The sequence below is a fragment of the Pajaroellobacter abortibovis genome (assembly GCF_001931505.1).
Classification (GTDB): domain Bacteria; phylum Myxococcota_A; class Polyangia; order Polyangiales; family Polyangiaceae; genus Pajaroellobacter; species Pajaroellobacter abortibovis.
This window is the reverse complement of record NZ_CP016908.1, coordinates 780856-799684: the sequence shown is the minus strand read 5'-3', so window position 1 is coordinate 799684 and position 18829 is coordinate 780856. Positions and strand designations below refer to the sequence as shown.

Below are 18829 nucleotides of genomic sequence, written 5' to 3'. Positions count from 1 at the left end.
TATTTCAATACTTGCTCCCCCCCATCCCCAATTCAATGTACAGAACCGTTCCCTTACATGACCCCAAAACAAATCACAAATTACCAACAACTTTTTTCAAAAAACCCTCCCACCTCCCAACACAAAAAAGCAGTTTAAATAAGACGACTTCCCCTTCACAAGTATCCCCCTCAATGCCAAGCTCCAATCCCTACCCCCCAATTAAAATATTCTGATGCCACATCAACCGAAAAAGTAACCCTCCACACAACATCCCTAAACAGACTAAAAGCATCCCATTTAATTAATTTCAGATCCCCTCCTCCCGTCACATGAGGCCGAAATCGACCCGCAGAAAACCGAGAAGGCTCCAGATAACTCCCCATCCGAAGACGAAAATAATTGGAAATAGGCTCTCCCTCCAGCCCAAGCCGAGGAGAGACCACCACCTTTCTCCCCACCTGATCATAATTCTGGTCTAAGAGACCTTGAACGCTAACCACCCCATCACTTGCTCCCGTCACAAGTGTACTCATCAACAGCAATAACTTCGAGCGAGCTAATTTTTCATAGCGCGCCTTCCGCCGTTGATAAAGCCATTGAGCCAAAGCTTTCCTCTCTTCCTCAGAAACAGAAGAGGCGCCAGAAAGTAAAGCATCCTGTCTCAAGGTATCCATACGAGCCATTTGCAAATACTTTTGAAACTCTGCCTCCTCTCTACGAGGATCCGTCCACAGAGGATTAAGAGGCCTTGGACCTAACTGAAAAGCAATCCCAATCTCTAACTCATAAGGGACAACGACACGACGGGGCACCAATAAACGACCAACACGAACAGGAGACAATTCCTGCTTATCCTCCTGCGGCACTCGCGAATTCGCGACATCAATCGGCGCTCGAAACGTCGCACCCACACGCCAAGGCTGATCGTTGGGTTTAACCAAAAACCCAAATTGGGGTGCGAATCCCACCACAGACATAAGAATATGCTCCAATAGTCCACCCTCCATTAGTTGCACCGTAATTCCTCTAATCCCCCCCCCGATCACCAATTGCTCTTTCTCAAGAGCATGAGCGATCAATCCAACCCAACGAACCAACCGCAAAGATAGTGGAGAATCTTCAGGACGCTCAGGCGTAATTGCAACCTGCTGCAGATCAGCAATTGCAGAAACACCAAAAGAACCGAGTTGAATCCCACCACCAGCACCCAATAAGAAAAAATTATTAAAGTTGGTTGAATGAGAAGAGGGCAAAGAAGAATTGTCGAAATTTGTCTTTTTGAAAGCCCCCGATCGCATCAAACCGATACTCCCATCACAATCCCACCACGAAAAGCTGAAAGGGTCACGTACAGCCGGAGCAGCCGCATTTGCATATCCCCCTTCCACACCCTCGGGAGAAGCCGTCACTGCCCCCCCTAAGGAGGTCATCCGATTGGACGAAAGAATGATCGGACCTTGAAAAATCTCAAGCGTATAGTTGTTATTAACAATCGATAAATTCTGAGAAAAAGCGCAAAGAGGTGAAAAAAAACACCAACACAAAAGAAAGGCACTGAACAGCACCCTCCCCTTTTTTGAACTACGGCAACCGAGCACCCAAATCGTGAGCAACACTCGCCAGAAGATCACGCGATGGGCTTGATGGGATCGCTTCCAATGAATCAATTGCTTTTTTTGTTTCCTCAAGCGCATAAAAGCGAATCGTATGACAGACTCCTGAAGTATTCACTCCTTCAATTAAATTAAAAATAGCCTGCTCGTTTCCTTCCCTTGCTCGGATCATTTCTTGTTCAAGTTTAGGACTCTGTTTCATTAATAAAATCAGCGGAAGAGTTTGTTTCCCCTCGCATAGATCCGCATGCACGAGCTTTCCCATCATTTTGGGATCGCCAACATAATCAAGAACATCGTCGATTAACTGAAAAGCAACGCCAAGATGAAACCCGTAGTCCCCCAACGCATTCACAGCATTTTGAGAGGCTTTTCCAGCATACGCCCCTGCTCGAGCTGCCCACGCAAAGAGAGAAGCCGTTTTCTGGCGGATCACCTGAAAATATTCTTCTTCATTGATGGTTCTTGTTCGTCCATTTAACTGAATCACCTCCCCATCTACAAGCTGTCGCAGCGTCCCAATCAGATCCTGCAAGACAACAGAATAACCAACCGCATGCGTGCGTTCGAGCGCATGTGTCAATAGAAGATCACCTGCAAGAACGCTGACTGCATTTCCCCAAATTCGCCTCGCCACCAGCCGACCGCGCCGCTCTTGCCCCTCATCCACCACATCATCGTGAAGCAACGTAGCGAGATGAACAAGCTCAACAACTACAGCCAATTCCCGCGCTTTCTTATCGATCGGTCCAAAACAGGCCATTGAAAGGAGCAACGCAATCGGTCGGATCCACTTTCCTCCCGATTCAAGAAGATAAGAGGCCACTTCGGTTGCAGGGGAGACACCCACTTTGACAATCTCTTTTAACCTCTCTTCTACCCACACAATATCTTCCTGAAGCAAAGCACGAGCAGTTGTAATGCATTCTGTCGTCTTCGTATGCTCATGAGAAAGAAGAGTTATCTCATAGAGTTTATTCATTGGAGTAAGAGGATCCATATCACCTGTTAAAAACTGAGCCGCCATTGATTTCTTTCAAAACGATCTTTCTTGCAATCACAAGTAAAAAAGAGAAGAGTTGAACCTATTGATCAACAAAGACGAGTCTTCTTCCATTCCCTTTCCAGCCACATCTGCGCAATTACCAATGAAAGTCTCTGAAATACCCTTGTCTATGCACACCACCGACCGCGAAAAAAAAAAGGGAAAAAACTCGTCTATTGTATTTTTACCCTGTTTGTGATCGGCTTTATAAGCCAAAGCGCCCATCACATCATCTCCCAAGCTTGCTGTTTTGCACCAAAAGCTCAATCTCCTTTTCAAGACTCTACCTCAAAACCATGTGCTGCCGAAATAGATCAAGCAATTCATGTACTCGATCAGTCTGTTGCTCATTTTCTCCTATCCAACTCACCTCATCCCCCTTCTGATGTTTCTTCATTACCCTCTCTTCCAACTGTACCCCCCTCCCTCCATCGCTCCTGTTCTCAGAGCGTTGCAGATCAGAAAGCATTAGCAGCTGTCTTACGAATTTACGAAACAGAAACGAGATTTTTGAATCGACGTACAAAGCAAACTGTAGCTGCGCGCAAAACAATCGCTGAGATGCTATCAACATCGATCGACAAGCTCCCCAAGAGAGATTAAATTATTCGATTCTTGTCATCCAACCTCGTTTTAAAGTACCAGAAGAGATAGATTCCTCAACAGGACCCGATTTACTTCCTTTTCACATTTTCCACACGATGTCTTTGCTCTCCTGTCAACCCCATCTTCAGCCTTCAACCTCGCTTTCCTTCTCCCCCTTCACTCAAGTTAAGATGTGGAGAGCTGGCACAAAGAGGATTCGTGTGTGCACTCTTGTTATATTGATGCAATGCACACACGAAGAGCTCCCCGGTTCATTTCCGCCAGAGGTAACCGCCTCTTTTCCCCTCCCTTCAGCAGCCCCACCGAGCAACTCCCTCCCAGATAGTTCTTCCCCTCTTTCTCAAGCATCAAGAGTCAATTCATTCTCTTCTCGTAGAAAGACAACGGTAGGCTCTTCAGCTCCAGCACCCATTGCTGCCCATCCCCCTTGTGAGAAACCGACGGAATCCTCATTAAAAGAGAAAGCGGATGCGCTCTGGCAAGCAATCGTGCAAGAGCAACCTCAAAAAGGGATGCTTTTCTTTTTTCCTCTCTCCGCTTACGAACAGGTAAAAGCAGTATCCAACCCAAAAGCAGACTGGAAATACAGATTGATCTCGAATTACAATCGCGACATTCATGAGCTTCATCAACGATTCAGCACTCAATCCCCTCATGCTCGTTTTGTACGATTGGAAGTCCTCCAAGGGAGTATGCGGTGGGTTAACCCAGAGAAAGAGTGGAACAAATTGGGATACTGCCAAATCTTAGGCGCACGCTTGCATTATCAACTCACTGAAGGAGCTTCCACAAAGCGTCCAATCATGATTCCGGTGCGTTCCCTGATCGCATGGAAAGGGGAATGGTTTATCGTACATCTCAATCGATTTAAATAATTTTCTCTTTTTACTGGATATAAAGAACACTCGTGGTACACATAGTAAATGAGTTAGAGGGTCGATAGCTCAGCTGGTAGAGCTGCGGACTTTTAATCCGTAGGTCCTGGGTTCGAGCCCCAGTCGACCCACTTCCTTTTCACTTCCTCTTCAACCTCTTCTATAAAAGAGCAAGTGAACCGCTGGTAATGCCAAACAAGGAGTTTTGCTCCATAGTGGATAAGCGCTGGGGCACAAAGACCAACAGCAAGGATAAGAAATTCTGCATTCATATTAGCGAGTTCATTCATGGGAAACATGGAACAAGAGAAAAGGAACAATATGCTCTTTTGCTTCAAAAGTAACCCGATAAGCAGCTGCGGCTTGTTTGCTCGGGAAAGGGCCTATCCGAACGCGGTACAAAGGCTCTCTGCCTGACACTTGAGACATCACGAAATAGGCTTTATGGCCACGCGCCCGCAGTTGATCGACAAAAACTCGCGCGTCCTGCAAAGATGCAAAAGAAGTAATCTGTAATTGATATCCATCCGGATCTGCTCCTTCACTGGATGGAGTCGTCGAAGGAAACTGCACTGCCTCTCCCGCCATTCGACTTAATGCATCTTTGGATCGCGTCACCACAGGAGATAGATGAAGCACATAGCGAGCAGGTAACAGAGAAGCACGAGCGAGCTTTTTAGCAACGGGCAAAGGGGGACGAATGGTGATTTCTTGCACATCATTGCCCCTGTAGGTGTCAGCAACAGGAGGCTCTTTGGGGTTTTCGTCAGGATGAGAAGAGAATGAATTCTTGACCACTGCAAGAGCGGTGGTAGGGGAGGGCTTGTCACTTAAAATCGAAGGGAAAGTAACCTCTTTTAAAAATTGATCTGATTGGTAAGGATGGGATGATCGCTCTTGATCATTCAATAGAGGGTTAAGGTCTAACACAGCTTGATCGGGATGAAAAATCGCAAAGGTTCTCCTACCGCTGAGAACCAAAATAGCAAAAAGAAGAAAGGCTGCTGCTAATGCAATAAATGCCAAGCTAATCCCCACAGGCACACTGGGTTCAACAGAGGATGGGGATGAAGTGGAAGTCGGAAAAGGTGGAATAGACTCCATTGTATTGATAAGAAAATCTTACGTACTCTTTGGAAAAGCATATCATACTTGATCCCTTGCGTCTATCCTAAGTCTCTCTTCCTTGCGCACTCAAAGAGACAAGTTGAGCAGCTTTCCAATGAGTTTCCTCAAGTTCAGCATGGGGATCGCTATCCGCTACGATTCCTCCTCCTGAGCAATATACAAGCGCTTTTTCTTTGACCTCTAACATACGGATTGCGACTGAAAGGCAGAAAGCCCCATCTCTTCCCATATAACCAAACGCTCCTGTATACAACCCACGCCGGAAAGGCTCTAAGGTAGCAATTGCCTCCATTGCACGGATTTTGGGCGCACCTGTCACGCTCCCACACGGGAGGGTAACACGTAGCACCTGATCCCAAGACACATCAGGACGTAGTACAGCAATTACCTCAGAAATACGGCTCCAAACTGTCTTGGTGGGAAGGAAATGTTCTCCGTAACGCACGCGCACCCCACCTCGCCGCGCTACGATCCCGAGATCATTACGATGGAGATCAGTCACCATCGCCAGCTCCGCTTTCTCCTTTTCGCTACAAGCAAGCTCCTGCTGAAGTTTGCGATCGCTCTGCGCATCCACACCGCGAGGTCTCGTCCCCTTGATAGGTCCTGTACGTATTCTCCCTCTTCTCACTTCAAGAGCGAGTTCTGGACTCGCAGCACACCAAACGGAATGGCCAGTATCCAAAAAAAGACCATAAGGTGCGGGCGAGCGACGATACAAAGCAAGAAAAAGATCCAGTAGAGAACCATCGACACGAGACACAAGCTGACGAGCCATATTCACTAAATAAATATCACCGCGCTTTATCCATTCCAGAGCCGTACGAATCCGAGAGAGATACTGAGAATCCAATTCCTCACAGATAATTTGCTCTATTGAAAACGGTTTTGGATGGGAAAGAGTGATGTCGATTTTCCGAGCTAACTGCATGCGTGATCGCTCATCATCCCCTTCGATTACAACCTGCCCTGAAAGATGATCCACCCGCAATACGGCATCATATCGAAACCAAATAGGTTGCTCCGTCCACGGAGGAGGGCGTCGCTCTACAGGCTTATAGGAACTGCGCTCAATGTTGCGCATCGCTTCATAAGGGATCCCTCCAATCCAACGGGGGGCGGCAGAATACCCTCCCCACCCTTCCTCTTGAGCAGAAGGAGGCGGGATCCAGCCCTGAAAAACCTCCACAGGATCGCAAGCAATATAACTGAAACGCGCATCTTCTAGACGGAGAGCATGAGTGGGACTACTTAAAAGCACAGCGAGCCCACGCCGATCCCGCAATGCGCGAGCAAGTGTATCGACTCTAGGCGCTAGGTTTAACTCGAGAGCAACACTCATATTAAGCAGGTTCTTCTTCTGTTTTAAAGATAATTAGATAATAAAGTGTTTCGATGCTGCAACGAAGATCTTCTCCATACCTTTTTGCGATAGTCTTACCCTCCACTCTAGGAGCAGGATGTGGAACCAATTCTATCGCAACCAATGACTGCCAAAAAATCGAATACGCGCGATGCAGACACGCCAATGAATGCGGTCGCGATCTGTCCCGCATCCCTCCTTCTCAACAGTCTCAAGATCCGATCGCAGCATGCATGAATTATTATCAGATCGCATGCCTCCACGGAATGGTTATCCCCTCCTCCCCCTCTGTGGAACAGGTCAAGGCATGCCTCAATGAAATAGAAAAAGGTAACTGCACGGCCGTTCTCACTCCTCAAGATGTTCCAGGCTGTCAGTGGTTAACTCCACCCGCTGATGGCAGTACAGAAAAGAAATAGTCATTATCATCTGCTAAGAACATGGCTGCAGATCAAGCAATCGATGCGAGGATTTCTTACGAAGAAAAGTGGCTTAACAATCAACCTTCACTGGGGATCCTCTCCCCATGAGAAAGCCGGACGCGAGATACTTGAACGTGATTCCCCAATTCAAGCCTCCAAAACGAAGGAGTATCTCCACTCTTGCATCCGAGTGTAAGCGAAGGAGAGGAGAGCAATTGAAAATGGCAGCCGGCAGGATGCCTATGCTCGCTGATATGCCGGTGACCGTGCAAAATAATGGTTGCACCAATCTCATTGAGCACTTTTGCGACTTCAGGCGCATCATCCAGTTTCATTCCCATTTCAGGAGGGTGCCTCTTTCCAATCCCCTTTGAAAGAGGGACAATATGATGATGAAAAGCAACTAGGCGATGACGGGCCTTTTGCCAGGCAACCGTGCGCGCAATCTGCTGAATGTAATCAAGTTGGAGGGCTCCAATACTCCCATTATGGCGAAAGAATCTCGGGGGGGGCTGCGTACAGGAGTCCAATCCAACGACAATTAATCCCGCTTCCGCATAAGCCACACACCATGCTCCGCTTTCATCGAGATCCAAACCGATCCGATGAGCGAAATTGAGCCATGCTTTATTTTTGGTCTCTCGCGTTGGTCGGGGGCGATCGCTCCCCAATACAGGTAACAAATAAGCATCATGATTGCCGCGCACTGCCAAGAGCCGCATATCAGGCACCCAAGGAGCGAAAGCTGCCTCAATGAGCTCATATCCGCTCCCATTATCTGTCAAATCCCCCGTGATCAAAATCACATCGGGCTTTGCTGCACAAATCTGCTGAAGCGACGAGAGGAAACGAAGGTTGACATTGCGTGGGGTCTCTTGAAGCAACGCATCCAACGCAGCGGGGGAAGGGAGCTCCTTGGCTAAGGTCAAAGCGCGACGTGACTCCAGTTGCAGTGCTATACAGGCTGCTTGCTCAACAGGATCGAGGCCATCTTGATCAAGAGAGGACTGCTTCACAGAATGGCGATAGCCTTCTGGATCAATGAGAAACACTTTCTTTCGGAATAACCGATCGCGAACGATGCTCCAGCCTTCTATCTCCAAACAGAGCTCATGCCGCCTCGCATTGAATGAAACGGAAAGAGCGCTCCGCTTAACACGATACTGACGATCGACCAGTGTATCTCCAAAGGAAGAAAGATGAAGATCAGAAATATGTGCAATCACAAAGGAACTCATCGTTCCAATTAAATGATAAGCGGCAGATCACATCCCCGCAATAATTTTGTAACTATCTCCATCGATCACAAGCTCGAGCCGATTGTCCGCAATCGTATGCTTCCACTCTTCCCCCTTCAAACCAGGGATTTTATAACTGGCCGCATACGTATAATCTACGTAAATATAGTTTCGCTCTGTAAATGTAATACGCCGATAGCGAATCTCATAACGGATTGAATTCGTCTTGATAAATGTCTCCGTCAGATATTCCTTGAGACCTTCATAGTCAAGATCATCATCCCCGCGCGTATTTCCACCATCCTCGTGATAGGCTGGGCTAGCTAACTTGAGCAACTCCCCAACATTTCTTTCCTCTACAGCGTGCCGATACCGCTCACAAAAGAGAATCACCGCTCGATTGATCTCTTTGTCTTCCACATCGGTATTGGGAATGTATGTTTTCGAGCAGGCCATCCATCCCAAACTCAATAGAAGAACAATTGCACGCTTTAGCCCATTCATTACGATCTATCTTTTTTGGAAGTGAAACGCTGCTCGGTATGCTTACACACCACTGAAAACCGTGGTGCCCAGGGACGGAATTGAACCGCCGACACAGGGATTTTCAGTCCCCTGCTCTACCGACTGAGCTACCTGGGCCTTTCTCTACCGAAAGACAGGCGATGACCTTCCCCCATCCCCCTGCAAGTTGTCAAGAGTTTGATGCAAATAAACGCCATTTTTTACTTAAAACGAAAAACAAGGGACCTGAAAGCTCCCTGTTTCATCCGATCGGTCTTTTGACTAGATCGTTATGCTGCCAGCAATTGTATATTTGCCTTCGCTATCAGCATAGAATATTCTAAGAAATTGAAGTTTAGAACCAAATTGGATTGAAGGGAATGAAAAACACCCTCTTTTCCTGTAGCTTTCTGACTATTATGCCCGTGGTTTTTCTTAATTTTTCTTTTAAACTTAGTCAGTAGAATATTCTCGTTCTTAACAGCCATAAACCAAATAACATCCACTTAAGCCTTTTTAGAGCTCAAGCTATACCGAGAAAAGTTTTTCTCTAAGAATTTGAAGTAGAGTTGATACTCGCTTCGACTCCTATCAGAGACCGAACGTTCATCTTCAATCCAATCAACACATAATCTTTTCTATCTAATCTATAATCTGCAAATTCTAAATCTTCGTCCAAAGAAATAGGAGAACCAAATTTTAATTCTTTTGTATTGGTCTTATACAAACCTAGGATTTCCTTATATTTTTCCTTAACTTCCTCTCCTTGACTTTCATTCGCAATTACATAATCACTTACCGGAATAAAATGATGATGAAATTCATGAACTCCAAAATTAGAAGCAAGTTGACTTTTAACACCCGAAATGCTGCTTTTCAGAGCCTCTTTTATATTAATAACATGTTTATCATCATCTGAAAAAGTAAAACCATAAATAAAAGTTTATTGTTTCTTAGACACGTCAGTCATCGCCTGCTCTCAACCATGCTTTTCTTTTACCTCAGGCTTTGGTTTCCCCTTTCCATCAATCTCTCTATCACTGCTACTCAGCCTTAAAGCAATTTTTTTAGTTCAACCTTGGAGAAAAAACTTGCAAAGTTTTTGGACTTCTTTTTTTATCTTATCACTTACAACAATATCCTTTCTCTCTATTAGAATAAGCCACAAGATGCCACTCCTATCTAAATTCTTCTTATTCCATTGAAAGGAAATAGCTCTTGTTTCGTTTTTTATATCCTTCTTTAATCGATCCAAATTAACATCCGCAAATGGCCCAGAAATGTTCAGATTTAATCCAAAAACAAGTAAGAACCACGCTCAAAAAGAACTAAATCATTATTCAAATCTTTTTTTATCTAATTTATACACGAACATATTCAATATGACTTACAGTCTTGATCTCTAGCAACAATCTTTTGTAATACTTATAGACAGGTCTTACTTGAATAACAGGCAATTGAATGGTTTTCTATTCTAAGGTGACCATTTGATTGTTTTCACAACATTGATCGATCACTTCTTGAATTAATTTAATATTGGCATCATTCCTTGGAAAAAAGAAGGTTATATACAAAATCACCCGTTTTTTCACCCGGTTGAATGAATAGGTGCTGGACCGATCTCACTAGGTTTCTTCGATTTCATCATTGAATTTTGCAAGATATGGATACCCTGATCAGGCCCTTGTTCTTCTGATAAATCTTGCGAAGGATGCAGCTCTTTCTGAACCACACCTTCGCAAGCGATCACCCCCGCTAACGATAGAACACATAGGCGTCTATTCATAAAATCTCACCCTTCTGAATAGGCCCACTAGACAAACAAAGCGTTAGAAATGCCGATTATCCTGTTCCACAGCGGTCCAATTTTTAATCCTCTTTCTTACAAACCCTGCTCTACTTAGAGTCAGTGGTACACACTCGACCACTTTACAATACATTAGGTTTTCTCTTCGAACGAGCTGAATGCTCTCAAATGCAAACCCTCTCCTCGATGTGGACGTATCTTGATTGATATAAACGCCATGTCGTTCAGTTGCTGCTTTAAATTGAGACTTCAGCTGATCCACTGTATTATCTGACTCAATCATGCATTTATGATCGATTATCCTCGTATGATAGAGCATCAATTTTCTTGTATAGTGACACCACTTACCCTAAGTCACTGTCTTTAAGAACAGCATGCGGCACTACAATCGGCTCATACATATCCGTATCCAAGACAGTCTTATGGCAATCCGCATACCTCATCTCCAATTTATCGAGACTGGAAATTGGTACTCCGGCTCTCCCTCCAAATTTTTGTTTGGACCTGTTGAAAAAATCCAGACACCATCGATTTGGCTTCTCCATCATCCTTGGCTGAAAATAGATGGAAAACGATAATGACATCCGATTCCATATTCATCTCTGTGGATTCTATCGCTCCACCGAGTTTCACAGTTCTCCAAACCTCACCTACAAACTTATGATGCTTTTCGGTCAGCCCTAGCTCGAAATCGATCTGATACCATCGACCTTCAGTGGAATCCTCGATTCCACCTTTTTTACTTCCAAGAGAGAATTCCTCCAGAAGGAGCTTGAGCTCTTCCTCTCTGGTGAGAGAATCATAGCCTATCTCTCTTCCCCCCAACCCCCCGATGAACTGTAGTCAAGAGGAACAATAGCATAGGCAGGTATAGGTGCATCTGCAGGATGGTAACCTTCATCACGATCCTCAGCGACTACTTCTTTATCTTTGATATCTTCTTCTTTAGACATACTGTTCTCCAGCATTTGTACTAGAAATCTTGTCCTCTGTTTCTGCTTCTAGACGAAAAGCACCAGAAGACTTACTTCACCGCTCAAGCTAGAGATCTTATCCATATCTATTTCAGACGTTTTATCTTCATCCTCCACATCACTCACACCTAACACTAGCAACTCAGCAAATTTTTATCTTTTTGCTGCTCAAAGTCTTCACGTGCTTCCTCGGAGCCTTGAGGATTTGAAACACATGACGAACCAAGCGGCGCATTTGCGACAGAGAGATGAGGAGATTGAGCTAGTCGCTTTTTCTTCCCTTTCGTAGACGAACCCTGATGACATGGTGCCTGTTCCTCCGTTTCTAACTCTGAAGAAGTCAACGTCTGCGGAGAAACACCACAAGCAGCAAGTCCCACAACAATAATCCATATCGACTAAAACGCATGCCAACCCCCCTTGTAATAATAAAAGCCACCTAGAGTTTAGAGAGCAAGATTTAATCAAGGCGAACGAGCTTGTCAAAAAAACAGATAAAAATTAAAGAGACTTTTGCAATGCCACATTCACTGAAACAGCCAAGCTGATATGCACTCGCTCATTTCTCTACATGCGCAAGACGATTGAATACGAAGAAATTAATATTTTCCTTTTACAGAAAAATAAAAAATGGAAGATAAAAAACGTTTTTATATATTATTTTTCTACATTCGATCAAACCAATGGATTAAATATTAGCTTTTTCTTCTTTTTTAAGCCTCTTGCAAAGAATTATCTACAGAATTAATATATTCTTCAGCTTTAAAATTGTAAATATAAACAAAAAATAAATTCTTTTGCATATTGATTTTTATCTAGACAAGGAACTACATCACAATTCAATCCTCATTTAAACTTATTAAAAACTTCTTTATAATCATCTCACTCTTCAGCTTTAAAAATAATAGAAACTGATATCTTTGTTATTCTTTATCTCGTACCATCTTTTTCATGGATTTTTAAGCCAATTGTGGTTTGTTACGTACATTCGTTGATTTAATACTTTAAATCTTTTCCTCGATTTTATCTTTGTTTTCATCATTTAATTTCATAAAAATCGATTAGACTGGAGATAGCCAATATTGAATAGCTTATATTGTATACCATGTTTTTTAAAATGCTTTTTCAACTTCATTTAGATATAATTTTATTGTTTTAATGCTTGTTTTATCAAGATACATAACAAAGCCTTGTAGGCCAGATAATGAAGCATCGTTATTGGATGAAGAAGATGAGGAAGGACCGCTTGAAAGTGATAGAGGGAATATTTTCAGGTGAATAGGATTTATTGTCTGCTTGTCTAGAATCGGGAGGAATACGTTCATGTTTATCATCGGGGGGAACAAGTTCTTCATCGAACTTTTGCCACATAAAGCTTGCTTCCAGTTTTTGCCCACTTCTAGCATCCCGTGATTTGTTTTCTAGATCCCAAGCTCCAGATACAGCAAATTCGCCTTGCCTATCACAAGAAGAGAAAACATACAAACCTATCATCAACCATTTATAGGAACGTATAACAGACCTCCCGGCTTTCACTAAAGCCAGGTGCACTGGACAGAACTCAATGATCTGTCAATGCATTTATGTGACCCCTGGACAACTTAAGGTCCTGAAAAATGACAGAACTTTAAGAAATCATAAAGAGACGTAAACTTCGCTTCAGCCCCCTTCTCAAAAAAAGAAGCTTTGCTATCAATTGTAAAGCACATATTTTTTAAATCTTCTTGGCTTCCCAATAAACAAGCAATAAATACACGAATACGTAAAGCTTCTCGTTCCAATCCCACTGTCGGGAGTCCTTGTTCTAATGCATGATCCATGTAATTTTTTGCTTCTAGATACCATCCTCTCTCGAAGAAATGACGGGCCAACAGATATGCCCCTAGGCTATTTTTGCTTCGTTCCATCCATCGCGTCAGGTAAGAAGCGACTATCCATGCATCCGGAGGAGGATCAATCCATTTATTCCACAAGGCAGGAAACAAAGCATGACGAATCTCTGGATCTGTACAAGCCATTGCTTTGATTTCAAGGGTACGAGCAACCCCCCCCTCAAAACCACGAGTTGCTAATTCTTCATAGCGAGCCTTTGCTTCCGCATACCGTCCCTGAACGAATGCATCATCCGCAAGGGCTTCCACCGCTCTATCCCGCCATAACTGAGATCCACGAAGGTCAGAAGCAAAAGCTTGTAAGGCTTGCACCCCTTCCTGAGGACCTTTCAAACGATATATAGCCATTGCACGGCCAAACCGGGCCCTCTCGTCCTGAGAATCATAAGAAAGAATACGGTCGTATCTATGAATCGCAGCAAGCCATCGCCCCGCATGACGGTCTTGATCCGCTTTTTGCCTCATCACTTCAAGTGCATGAGGACATGTAAGCCCAAATATTCCTGGCCGCTCAAAGGCAGAGAGAGCATAGGCATAGGCTTCAGCAGGAGGAGCCTTCAATGTCTTTAGAAAAGTTCGGAACTGATGTTCAAGGGCAGGCCAGGCTTCTCCCGTTAAAGCTTCAATAGATTCTCCGCTGTACCAGTCCCTTACAGTGCCAATCCCCTTTTCCATCATCAACCATCGAAGAAAAGCTCCTGATAATGTATAATTTTTCACAGCAGAAGACCCTAAAAAATTGAGAGAAAAGAGAGAGTGAAAAGAAGGCATACGATTTAAATCCATCAACACACGAGCCCACTGTTCAGCGGTAAGTTCCCCTTCATCAGGAGAAACCGCAACAGCAAGCCCTTCGATGAGACCAGGGTTAGGAAGCCATCCCCCCCACTCGCCAGCAATCCGAAAAGGTCCACGGCCAAAGCTAGCGGCCACCACGTGCGCCAGTTCGTGACTGAGCACTGGATGAGGATAAGAATGCATCTGAAGATACACCTCATGTCGCCAAGGCTTAGCGATCAGAATCTCCCCAGCACCCATCAGATGTTTTTTTTGTTCGGCCGATTCAAAGAAAAAGACTTGGATCGTATCAGGCCCTCGAACTTTCAATCGGCTCTCCACCCTTGCCAATTGCTCTTCGCAGTCTTTAACGAGCAAGGCCGCACGTCTTATCCCAATCCCCACAGGATAAAACACATGACAGCGATTTCCTCTCGCAAGACCACCCAACTGCTGAGCAATGGAATGAGAGGTCTGCCAGTGCCCGAGACGAGGACCACACCAAGTCATAGCGCCGCTGATACCCCACAGAATCATTCCCAACAGAAGCCAATGAGAAAACCATTTCTTTCTCGAGCTCGCCTCTCTCCGATCATGCCATAGAGCAAAAGCGAGAGCCCCCAGGAGAGTAGACAAAGTTCCTATCCGATAAGTCAACAAGGGGACGCGATGGCCTAAAACAATATCGTAAAGAGCACCATTAAAGTAACCAAAGAAAGGGTCCAATGAAAAGACCATAGGTGAGCCATAAAAGCGGCATAAGCTAACTCCTACAGAAGCCAGAGGCGCTGCACAAGCAACCACGGCACAAATCATTCTGCCCCACCCCCATCGACAACCAATCCAACCCGAACATGCCCCCCACGCCCCCCCTAAGAGAGAGCCCAATCCAGCCGTTAACCAAAAAAAGGATATATCCTGACCTAGATCGCAAAATCCTACCCTCCACCCATGCAACACTCCAGCCAAAAAAGAGAGGTTCGCCAAAAATGCCCCCACCCCCATCCCCTGCAGCAGTACAATCAATCCCTGTTTCTCCTTCTTCCTCTGTTCAAAAGCACAAACCACCGCAGCAACACTGGGAACAATCAGACCGCTGACAAGCGCATGTTCATATCCTAGTCCCGCCATAAAAGAAAAACATCCAACCCCCCCCATGCCCAGCACAATGCCAACCCCAGCCATCCTCACCAAAGGAGAAAAAGAAACCAATTCCATCTGTCCAGAATAGTCGCTTGGAACAGACGAAGATAGCTCGTTTAAACGATTTTTTTAGGCTGCGTAATCAGAGGAGGCTTAATATAAAAAGGCTCCAGCGCATCAATAGGAATAGGACGTTGATTCCTCACAGCAAGCCCTACCTTTTTTGCACGCGACCCCTTCCCAAGTCGCTCCCACCGCACAGAACTACACGCAGCAAGAGGGCTCCAATCGATTCCTGATCCGCCTTCCTGTTCAAGGATCACCAAAGGACCATTCACAAAAGGCTTTAGAAAAAGAGCACACTCTTTTTGCTGAAGAGCAACCGGTTCAATCACGGTCTCCCTTCCTCGATTGACCTGAAGGAACAACTCTCCTGGCGAAGCAGGCAAAACGACCGCCAGCATCTCTTCTTGTTCTGGTTGGAAGGAGAACATTTCAGCTTCAAAGGAAGTCACTGCACAAACCACAGCTCCCGTCACCAGAGCAATCCCCTTAATCAGGCTAGCTGCCGCACGGACCCCTGTAAATGAGCCAGGCCCGATACATACCACCCACTGCTGGATGTCCTGAGGACTCCATCTAAGTTGATAGCAGGCATCATTCAACAAAGGGAGTAACCATTCACTCGCTTCCCGATGACTCCCTCCTTCTCGTTCAATCAAGAGGTTATCGCCTTCGAAAAGCGCCACACTGGCCTGCGCATTCGATGCGTCTATCCCCCCTCTCCGCATCTCTGCCTTCCATGGAGCACAAGCTTCTCTTTCCAATCCCATACCCTTCTATTCCACTGGCTAAAAAGTAGCGGTGGCCATCACACCATATCCTTAGCCTTCTATAGGAGTCGGGATAAGCTGCATCTGGATTATCTCTGCAATTTCAAAACGACTAAAGGGAACATGCTCAGGAATCAAACAACTGAGCCTCACCACAATAACCCCCATCGCTTGAAAAATACCGCTGATAACCAAGGCAACATTAATCCCATCTTTATCTTTAAAGTGTTGCTTAACCCCCCTTATTCAAGGGCCTGCTACTGGAACCACCAAATTGCGATCAACTTCGCGAGGACTGAGCCCCCAACCATCGCTGGAGGAACATAGGCCCCCACCAGAGAGATTGCTCTTGCCACCAAAAGCGGGACATTTGGAATCTTAGCTACCTCACGAACAGATGTTATTGAGTCAGATGTTGAAGAAACAGAAGAAGAAGTGGGGGCAATGGATGCAGGGACTTCTTGAGTGCTCACTTCAGCCACTGTCATAGATACCAAGACCGATCCACAATGCGGGTAGAGCCTCTTGCCTCATCGCTTCCTTGTTCACATACGAAAGTAGGTACACCCTTTTCACGTTTTTTCTTTTTTTCTTTCATCCCTTTGCTACAGAAAAAAGCAGGATATTTCATAGCTCAGCTCATGTCAAGCCACCCATCGTGTCCTTTGGAGGTTTAACCCTTGGAACGCAAGCATTCTTTTCTTGATCTATCCTGTACACGCTTTCTCATCATAGACGATGATGATACCTTCCGTACAGTCTTAATGCGAGTCCTCCAGCGCCGAGGATATGAAACGCATGGCATCCGGCGCGGGGTAGAAACAGCTCTAGAAGAGGTCGCCACACATCAGATCACCCATGTGGTGCTCGATCTCAAGATGCCAGGCACCTTTGGAATCGATGTATTGCGCGCTTTTCAATCGCTCCACGCCCCCCCTAAGACAATCATCCTCACAGGATATGGAAGCATCGCCACTGCTACAGAAGCAATGCGGTATGGAGCCATTCACTATCTCACAAAACCAGCTGATGTGGACAACATCTTGGCCGCCTTTATGGGAGAGAACTCCCCTATAGAGACTCTTCCTCCTTTACCTGTTCCTACGCTTGCACGCGTGGAATGGGAACATATCCAACGCATCCTTCGAATGTGCGGTGGAAACATTTCAAGCGCAGCACGTTATCTCGGAATCCATCGCCGCTCTCTTCAGCGAAAGCTCAATAAATACCCCGTTCTTCAGGAATATTCTCATGGAAAGGGAGGGTCAACTTAAATTCCGTTCCGCCTCTCCTTTCGAGATTCCTGAGTTGAAGATCTCCCCCCCATTGATGGGCAAATGCAGTCGCTAGAAACAGACCCAATCCTAGTCCACATCCAGGAGCTTTTGTTGTGAAGAAAGGCTCCCCAATCCGGTGGATCACCTCTTCAGACACCCCTGGACCAAAATCCAGTACAGTAAAAGCAACCTGATGTGGAAGCACTGCAACCGTCAATACAACAAACTCTGCGGACTGATTCTGCTCATGGGCCTCAAACGCATTCCGAAGCAGAATTAAAAGCGTCTGAACTAGAGCAGAAGGTGGAACAAGAAGCATCGCTGTTCTATCACCGCGCACTTCTAAACGTTCAAACTGGGCAATCCCCAACTCCTTCTTAATCTGTTGCAGGAGCTGGTCGAAGGAAACCCAAAACAAATTCTCTCCTTCCGTCTGCCTCGCTGTCCTACCCATCTGTTCAAGGATTGTACGGCACCGCTCTACTTCCTGACGGATCAACAGTGCTTCCCCCACCATATCAGCATAAACACCTCCTCTCGTTTCTAGTGCACTTGCTTTCAGGGAATGCTCCAGTTCCCGAGCGAGGACAGCAATCGTCCCGAGAGGTCCTCCCAGCTCATGCGCTGCCCCAGCCGCAAGGGTACTCAATGAAGCCAATTTCTCCGCATGAGCAGCGGCCTGTTGGAGACGCATCACCTCCCTTTCTCGATGGCGCAACGCACCCACCACTTTCGAGACGAAATAAGCGACAAACCCAGCCGCCATCGTATAAGCGATCCACATCCCCTGCAGATGTCTAGAGAGATGAGAGCCCATCTCATGCTCTATTCCCCATGCTGTTAAAAAGAAAGAGGAATAGGTCAGAAACAGACTCCCAAATTCGAGGGAAGTGATTGCAAAAAGACAGCATGCCCCCCATGGCCCTAAAAGCACTGCCGCAAGCGCTACGTAAACCAAATAAAAAACACTGAAAGGATTTCTAGGTCCTCCTGAAAAAAAGAGAAGAGCTGTCAATGTCGTACTGTCAAAGATTAAAATCAGTACGATCAAAAGAACGGATAAACTCACCCGCTTGATCCATTTCCAGAGAGCTACGTTACAGATCGCATTGAAACCAATGAGGCCAAAAAGCGGAACCACCGGCAGAGACCAATGCAATCCTCCATATACGATCACAAGGACACACAATTGACTCGCGACAGCCCCCCACCGGATCCGAACAAGCCAGGAGAGCCCTACCTGCGGAGCAGATAAGAGGACAACATCACTCGCTTTTCCCTGAGCTGTCAGCTCCCATACCTGCGAAGACATGCAGCTTAAAAAACCTCAGGCGAGAGCATCTCAAGCCA

At 45.6% G+C, this 18829-nt stretch carries 18 protein-coding genes and 2 tRNA genes; 4 read left to right on the top strand and 16 right to left on the bottom strand.

The window, feature by feature from the left end; all coding sequences use genetic code 11:
* Positions 1 to 170: 170 nt before the first annotated feature.
* Both BCY86_RS04030 and BCY86_RS04025 read right to left on the bottom strand, forming a co-directional pair.
* Positions 171 to 1649 (bottom strand): hypothetical protein, encoded by a 1479-nt coding sequence (locus tag BCY86_RS04030; protein WP_156865061.1) that lies wholly within the window; start codon positions 1647 to 1649, stop codon positions 171 to 173.
* Positions 1564 to 2622 (bottom strand): polyprenyl synthetase family protein, encoded by a 1059-nt coding sequence (locus tag BCY86_RS04025; protein WP_083604178.1) that lies wholly within the window; start codon positions 2620 to 2622, stop codon positions 1564 to 1566. The genes BCY86_RS04030 and BCY86_RS04025 overlap by 86 nt, the downstream gene beginning before the upstream one ends.
* An 824-nt stretch (positions 2623 to 3446) precedes the next feature.
* On the opposite strand from BCY86_RS04025, the gene BCY86_RS04015 reads away from it, so the two are divergent.
* Together BCY86_RS04015 and BCY86_RS04010 are read left to right on the top strand one after the other, a co-directional pair.
* Entirely contained in the window at positions 3447 to 4121 is a 675-nt protein-coding gene (locus BCY86_RS04015) for a hypothetical protein (RefSeq protein ID WP_156865060.1), read from the top strand.
* Positions 4122 to 4179: 58 nt separating this feature from the next.
* Positions 4180 to 4252, top strand: a tRNA-Lys gene (locus BCY86_RS04010).
* A 151-nt stretch (positions 4253 to 4403) separates the two neighbouring features.
* Here the strand turns inward: BCY86_RS04010 and BCY86_RS04005 are convergent.
* The gene (locus BCY86_RS04005; RefSeq protein WP_075276567.1) at positions 4404 to 5225 is read right to left on the bottom strand and encodes an SPOR domain-containing protein; all 822 of its coding nucleotides are present in this window, start codon (positions 5223 to 5225) and stop codon (positions 4404 to 4406) included.
* A gap of 67 nt (positions 5226 to 5292) precedes the next feature.
* Positions 5293 to 6591: an anthranilate synthase component I family protein gene (locus BCY86_RS04000; RefSeq protein ID WP_075276566.1), complete on the bottom strand. Its 1299-nt coding sequence runs from the start codon at positions 6589 to 6591 to the stop codon at positions 5293 to 5295.
* A 53-nt stretch (positions 6592 to 6644) separates the two neighbouring features.
* Between BCY86_RS04000 and BCY86_RS03995 the strand changes: the two genes are divergently transcribed.
* A complete protein-coding gene (locus BCY86_RS03995; RefSeq protein ID WP_075276565.1) occupies positions 6645 to 7031 on the top strand; it encodes a hypothetical protein in 387 nt (128 codons plus the stop codon).
* An 80-nt stretch (positions 7032 to 7111) separates the two neighbouring features.
* Here the strand turns inward: BCY86_RS03995 and BCY86_RS03990 are convergent, their stop codons facing one another.
* The 11 genes from BCY86_RS03990 to BCY86_RS03930 form a co-directional block, all read right to left on the bottom strand.
* The gene (locus BCY86_RS03990) at positions 7112 to 8272 is read right to left on the bottom strand and encodes a metallophosphoesterase family protein (protein ID WP_083604177.1); all 1161 of its coding nucleotides are present in this window, start codon (positions 8270 to 8272) and stop codon (positions 7112 to 7114) included.
* A 27-nt stretch (positions 8273 to 8299) separates the two neighbouring features.
* A complete protein-coding gene (locus BCY86_RS03985; RefSeq protein WP_245776265.1) occupies positions 8300 to 8776 on the bottom strand; it encodes a hypothetical protein in 477 nt (158 codons plus the stop codon).
* A 62-nt stretch (positions 8777 to 8838) separates the two neighbouring features.
* Positions 8839 to 8914: transfer RNA gene (locus BCY86_RS03980), tRNA-Phe, on the bottom strand.
* A gap of 1450 nt (positions 8915 to 10364) precedes the next feature.
* Positions 10365 to 10562, bottom strand: a complete 198-nt coding sequence (locus tag BCY86_RS03965) for a hypothetical protein (protein WP_075276561.1) — start codon at positions 10560 to 10562, stop codon at positions 10365 to 10367.
* Positions 10563 to 11033: 471 nt separating this feature from the next.
* Positions 11034 to 11408, bottom strand: coding sequence for a hypothetical protein (locus BCY86_RS03955; RefSeq protein ID WP_075276559.1), 375 nt, complete (start codon positions 11406 to 11408; stop codon positions 11034 to 11036).
* Positions 11390 to 11536, bottom strand: a complete 147-nt coding sequence (locus BCY86_RS09730; protein ID WP_156865059.1) for a hypothetical protein — start codon at positions 11534 to 11536, stop codon at positions 11390 to 11392. The genes BCY86_RS03955 and BCY86_RS09730 overlap by 19 nt, the downstream gene beginning before the upstream one ends.
* A gap of 155 nt (positions 11537 to 11691) precedes the next feature.
* Positions 11692 to 11937, bottom strand: a complete 246-nt coding sequence (locus tag BCY86_RS03950; RefSeq protein ID WP_075276558.1) for a hypothetical protein — start codon at positions 11935 to 11937, stop codon at positions 11692 to 11694.
* Between the two features lie 835 nt (positions 11938 to 12772).
* The gene (locus BCY86_RS03945) at positions 12773 to 13108 is read right to left on the bottom strand and encodes a hypothetical protein (protein WP_156865058.1); all 336 of its coding nucleotides are present in this window, start codon (positions 13106 to 13108) and stop codon (positions 12773 to 12775) included.
* A gap of 50 nt (positions 13109 to 13158) precedes the next feature.
* A complete protein-coding gene (locus tag BCY86_RS03940) occupies positions 13159 to 15444 on the bottom strand; it encodes a tetratricopeptide repeat protein (protein WP_075276556.1) in 2286 nt (761 codons plus the stop codon).
* A gap of 41 nt (positions 15445 to 15485) precedes the next feature.
* Positions 15486 to 16202 carry a tRNA (adenosine(37)-N6)-threonylcarbamoyltransferase complex dimerization subunit type 1 TsaB gene (gene tsaB, locus BCY86_RS03935; RefSeq protein WP_075276555.1) on the bottom strand — a complete coding sequence of 239 codons (717 nt, stop codon included), beginning with the start codon at positions 16200 to 16202 and terminating at the stop codon, positions 15486 to 15488.
* Positions 16203 to 16459: 257 nt separating this feature from the next.
* Positions 16460 to 16690 carry a hypothetical protein gene (locus BCY86_RS03930; protein ID WP_075276554.1) on the bottom strand — a complete coding sequence of 77 codons (231 nt, stop codon included), beginning with the start codon at positions 16688 to 16690 and terminating at the stop codon, positions 16460 to 16462.
* A 192-nt stretch (positions 16691 to 16882) separates the two neighbouring features.
* On the opposite strand from BCY86_RS03930, the gene BCY86_RS03925 reads away from it, so the two are divergent.
* Positions 16883 to 17476 (top strand): response regulator transcription factor, encoded by a 594-nt coding sequence (locus BCY86_RS03925; protein ID WP_075276553.1) that lies wholly within the window; start codon positions 16883 to 16885, stop codon positions 17474 to 17476.
* Here BCY86_RS03925 and BCY86_RS03920 read toward each other — a convergent pair.
* On the bottom strand, positions 17421 to 18791 hold the full coding sequence (locus BCY86_RS03920) for an ATP-binding protein (protein WP_075276552.1): 1371 nt from the start codon (positions 18789 to 18791) through the stop codon (positions 17421 to 17423). The genes BCY86_RS03925 and BCY86_RS03920 overlap by 56 nt on opposite strands.
* Positions 18792 to 18829 lie beyond the last annotated feature (38 nt).

Excerpts from the sequence above, each read along its gene's own strand:
- tsaB (WP_075276555.1), bottom strand. The coding sequence starts at position 16,202 with ATGGGATTGGAAAGAGAAGCTTGTGCTCCATGGAAGGCAGAGATGCGG.
- BCY86_RS03990 (WP_083604177.1), bottom strand. The coding sequence starts at position 8,272 with ATGAGTTCCTTTGTGATTGCACATATTTCTGATCTTCATCTTTCTTCC.
- BCY86_RS03985 (WP_245776265.1), bottom strand. The coding sequence starts at position 8,776 with ATGAATGGGCTAAAGCGTGCAATTGTTCTTCTATTGAGTTTGGGATGG.
- BCY86_RS03995 (WP_075276565.1), top strand. The coding sequence starts at position 6,645 with ATGCTGCAACGAAGATCTTCTCCATACCTTTTTGCGATAGTCTTACCC.
- BCY86_RS09730 (WP_156865059.1), bottom strand. The coding sequence starts at position 11,536 with ATGTCTAAAGAAGAAGATATCAAAGATAAAGAAGTAGTCGCTGAGGAT.
- BCY86_RS04000 (WP_075276566.1), bottom strand. The coding sequence starts at position 6,591 with ATGAGTGTTGCTCTCGAGTTAAACCTAGCGCCTAGAGTCGATACACTT.
- BCY86_RS03965 (WP_075276561.1), bottom strand. The coding sequence starts at position 10,562 with ATGAATAGACGCCTATGTGTTCTATCGTTAGCGGGGGTGATCGCTTGC.
- BCY86_RS03920 (WP_075276552.1), bottom strand. The coding sequence starts at position 18,791 with ATGTCTTCGCAGGTATGGGAGCTGACAGCTCAGGGAAAAGCGAGTGAT.
- BCY86_RS03940 (WP_075276556.1), bottom strand. The coding sequence starts at position 15,444 with ATGGAATTGGTTTCTTTTTCTCCTTTGGTGAGGATGGCTGGGGTTGGC.
- BCY86_RS04025 (WP_083604178.1), bottom strand. The coding sequence starts at position 2,622 with ATGGCGGCTCAGTTTTTAACAGGTGATATGGATCCTCTTACTCCAATG.
- BCY86_RS04005 (WP_075276567.1), bottom strand. The coding sequence starts at position 5,225 with ATGGAGTCTATTCCACCTTTTCCGACTTCCACTTCATCCCCATCCTCT.
- BCY86_RS03930 (WP_075276554.1), bottom strand. The coding sequence starts at position 16,690 with ATGACAGTGGCTGAAGTGAGCACTCAAGAAGTCCCTGCATCCATTGCC.